Source organism: Paracoccus sp. DMF (assembly GCF_004407025.1).
In the GTDB taxonomy this organism is placed as follows: domain Bacteria; phylum Pseudomonadota; class Alphaproteobacteria; order Rhodobacterales; family Rhodobacteraceae; genus Paracoccus; species Paracoccus aminovorans_B.
Genome location: NZ_SOKV02000094.1, coordinates 1 through 3,737 on the forward strand (window position 1 = coordinate 1; position 3,737 = coordinate 3,737).

At 58.2% G+C, this 3,737-nt stretch carries 4 protein-coding genes; 2 read left to right on the forward strand and 2 right to left on the reverse strand.

All coding sequences use genetic code 11. The annotated features are described in order from the left end of the window. Both E3D03_RS20115 and E3D03_RS20120 read left to right on the forward strand, forming a co-directional pair. Positions 1-924: GIY-YIG nuclease family protein (locus tag E3D03_RS20115; RefSeq protein ID WP_263568429.1), on the forward strand; the 924-nt coding region annotated here is incomplete at its 5' end. Further along, on the forward strand, positions 921-2,930 hold the full coding sequence (locus E3D03_RS20120) for an ATP-binding protein (RefSeq protein WP_263568430.1): 2,010 nt from the start codon (positions 921-923) through the stop codon (positions 2,928-2,930). The genes E3D03_RS20115 and E3D03_RS20120, both read left to right, overlap by 4 nt. A gap of 93 nt (positions 2,931-3,023) precedes the next feature. On the opposite strand, the gene E3D03_RS20125 is transcribed toward E3D03_RS20120, so the two are convergent. After that, positions 3,024-3,290, reverse strand: coding sequence for a conjugal transfer protein TraD (locus E3D03_RS20125; protein ID WP_263568431.1), 267 nt, complete (start codon positions 3,288-3,290; stop codon positions 3,024-3,026). Between the two features lies 1 nt (position 3,291). Beyond that, positions 3,292-3,737 (reverse strand): conjugal transfer protein TraD (locus tag E3D03_RS20130; RefSeq protein ID WP_263568432.1); only part of this gene is annotated, 446 nt, incomplete at its 5' end.

Consider the following 3,737-nt stretch of genomic DNA (forward strand, 5'->3'; position numbering starts at 1 on the left):
CCCGCCGAGGAAATGGACGCCGACGCGCTCATGGCAGAGCTTGCCGGGGCCGCAGGTGCCTCCGAAATCACCGAGCTTCGCCATGTCCGCTCCACCGCTGAGAAACGCGCCGCCGAGGAGATCGCCAACCGGGAGCCATGTCCCGACTTCGACAGGTTCAAGCCCCTGTTCGAGCAGGTGCGGATCGACCTAGATTCCGGCGTTCGCACCACCCGGCAGTTTGTAAAGGATGCCGGTTTCCTGAAAGCGGACATCATTGAGGGGCAGTTTTTCATCCTTGGCGGTCAGGTCGCCTATGTCGCCGAAGTCGGCGAAACCTTCCGCGCGCCGAACGGGGAAACCGACGCCCGCTTGCGCGTGGTCTATTCCAACGGGACGGAAAGCAACCTCCTACGCCGTTCGCTACAACGGGCGCTCTACAAGGACGAGGCCGGACGGCGCATCACCGAGCCGAGCGCCGGCCCGTTGTTCGCCGGCGAAAGCGACGACGAGGATATTGCGAGCGGGACCATCTACGTCCTTCGCAGCAAGTCCGATCATCCGCTTGTCGCCGCCAATCGCGACGTGCTGCACAAGATCGGCGTGACCGGCGGCGACATTACCCGCCGTCTTGCCAATGCCAGGCTCGATCCAACCTTTCTCATGGCCGAGGTCGAGGTGGTCGCCACCTACACGCTCTACAACATCAACCGCGTGAAGCTCGAAAACCTGATCCACCGCATCTTTGCTCCTGCCCAACTGGACATCGAGATAAAGGATCGTTTCGGCAATCCGATTGTGCCGCGCGAATGGTTCCTTGTGCCGCTGTTCGTCGTGGACGATGCCGTGGAGCGGATCAAGGACGGCACAATCACGGATTATATCTACGACCCGGCAGCGGCGCGGCTGGTGCGCCAAAAAGAAAAATCGGGGGAACGTCCATGACTTCGATGCGGGGGGATATTGTCAATCGCGTGAAGCGCCTGCCGAAGCCGTCTATGGCGGCGGAGGCGCTTCAACCTGTGTTTGAGGCGGTCAGCAACTCCCTTCATGCCGTCGAGGATGCTTTTGGCGACCAGTATCAGCAACAGGGCAAAATTACCGTCACCATCGCCAACCCACGGTCGCCGGATGATATTGAAATTACGGTTGATGATAATGGCGTTGGGCTAGAACCAGCTCGATTTGAGGCATTTTGCACCACCGATACGGACTATAAAATCTCTCGCGGCGGCAAGGGAGTCGGGCGTCTTCTTTGGCTGGACGCTTTCGACAGTATCAAGGTTGCGAGCATTTACCGTGACCAAGGAACGCTGTTCCGCCGATCCTTCACATTTCGTTTGGAAGCGCAGGATCAGATTACGGAGGAGCAAACCGAACCCGTAACTGGCGCGGCCAGCACCGGCACGGCGATCACCTTCAAGCGGCTTCGCGGAACAGCCTACCGCGGCAAATTTCCGAGCCAGACCGCTACCATCGTCAAGCATTTCCGATCGCATTTTTTTGCGGACTTTATTATGGGTCGGTCCCCGACCGTCATTGTCGATATAGACACTAACGCGACGACATTCCCTCAAGAAATCCAAAATCTCCGGGTCGAGGACCGAGGCGTTGCCGCCATAGAGAGCCAAGAGTTCGGCACCCTGTCTCTCGCAAGTTTCGTTTGTGACAAGGCAGCGAGTGCCAATTTCGATGGCCTGCATCAGATGCACCTAGTCGCAAACGGGCGCACGGTTACAACCCGGAAGATCGACGGGTTGATCGGGATTGGCCGCTTTGGCTCCGATGGCACCAACGTATATCATGGCTGCGTTACCGGCGATTTTCTGGATGAGCGTGTCAATCAGGAGCGGACGCAATTCAACTTCGATGAGAGCATCATCGAAGCGATCGTCCGTGAATGCTCCGACCATGTGCGGACGAACGCCATCCACGAGGAAATTACGCAGTTCGACAATCAGCGCCTCGGAACGATGCAGGAGTTCATGCAGGAATATCCATCGTTTGCCTTCGAGGAAGCGCCTGAGCTTCTGGCGAGAACGCCAAAGAACGCCGTGAAGCCAGAGCAATTTGCCCAAGCCCTGATCCCCATTCGGATTCGTCGCGATAAAGAACGGAATGACACGATCCAAAAAATCGTTTCGCAGCTTGGAGGAAATGACGACGTTCCCGCGAATTTCGCCGAGGCGGTCCGCAAGGCAGCAGATGACATTCGGGCCGAGGAGCAGCGCCAACTTACCGAATATGTATTGCGGCGGAAAACTGTCCTTGACGTGATGGAGGTTCTGACACGCCGTATCCGGGAACGTGCAGACGGCTCACAGGATTTCCATCTCGAAGAAACGCTCCACCAATTCATTTGCCCCATGAAGCTACGGGGCGACGATCCATCGAAAGTGGAACGGTCAGATCACGACCTTTGGATCATCGACGAACGCTTGACCTTCACCAAATATTTCGCGTCGGATGTGCCGTTCACGCAGATTGTCGATGGCGAAACCAGCACAAAGCGACCTGACCTTCTCATCTATAATCGCCTCTACGGACTCGGGGCCGAGGGTGAAGACCCGCTGAAGCGCGTAATGCTTGTAGAGTTCAAGCATCCGGGCCGGAAGGATTATGACGAACGATATTCGCCGATGAGCCAGATCAGCGAGTATATTACAAAGCTCAAGAACGGCGAGATCATTGATTTTCGAGGCGGTCGAGTCCGCGTCGCGGATGATTGCATCTTCTACTGCTACGTCGTCGCCGACATCGTTGGGAAGCTCGAAATCCATACGAACGGCTGGCGCACGACATCGAATGGCCGGGGTCGCATTCAGGAGTTGAGCGGGAAATTCCGGGGCATCATCGAAATCATCGAATGGGTCGATCTGCTTGGTGACGCCCGCCTGCGGAACCATGCTTTCGTATCCGCAGCGGGGCTTCGATATGAAAAGCATCCGTAAGTAGAGACCATGGAATCGACGGACTGCGCGGCGTTGCCGCGCGATGGTGGGCGGCGCTGCGATATTTGAGGTCTCCGCGCCGCCCACCATCGGTCACGCCCGATCTTGCGGCGGTTGAATTGCGTCATGCGCGCCTGCTGGACGTTCCATCTCGAATTCCATCTTTCCCAATTTTGTCCATGTATCGCGCGCCTGTTCGCCACCCTCGCCCTTGAGTTTTTCGGCGATCCAGATCATCGCGCCGTAGATCATGGCGCGGTCGTCATTGGTCAGGTCCACGATACCCGCCTTGACGACGAGACCGCCGAGTTCGATCAGGTGGCGCGTTCTCTTGCGGCGCTCGACCTGCCATGTCCGCATGTCATGCCGCGCCCGAGCCGCCCGATGCCGGTTGCGCGCCGCCCCGTTGCGCCGGAGCGCCGCGAGTGTCGCGGTCAGGCGCTGATGCAGATCGCCGCGATTTGCTGCGAAAGAACGCCGCCCCGCGTTTCGCCCATGCCTCCCTCTTTCCGGCATCGGTGGTTTCCGTCAGCACGACCAGCGCACCGGCCAATTCCTCGGCGGTGAGCATGTCGGCTCCGGTGGCGATCACCAGTTCGCCGAGTTGCTGCACCTTGCGGTTTTTCAGTTCTCGCGCCTTGTCCTCCAGCGCCTTCAACTCGGCATCATAGTCCCGTGGTTTGCGCATCATCGTCTCCATAAGCTGTTGATGCAGCGATGATAGTTGAGCGCGTTGTGGATTGCTTCTATGTTGCCGGGACGGTGTGGCACGGCCCGGTCCATCCCGAGATTTTTTCGAGGGAGGGC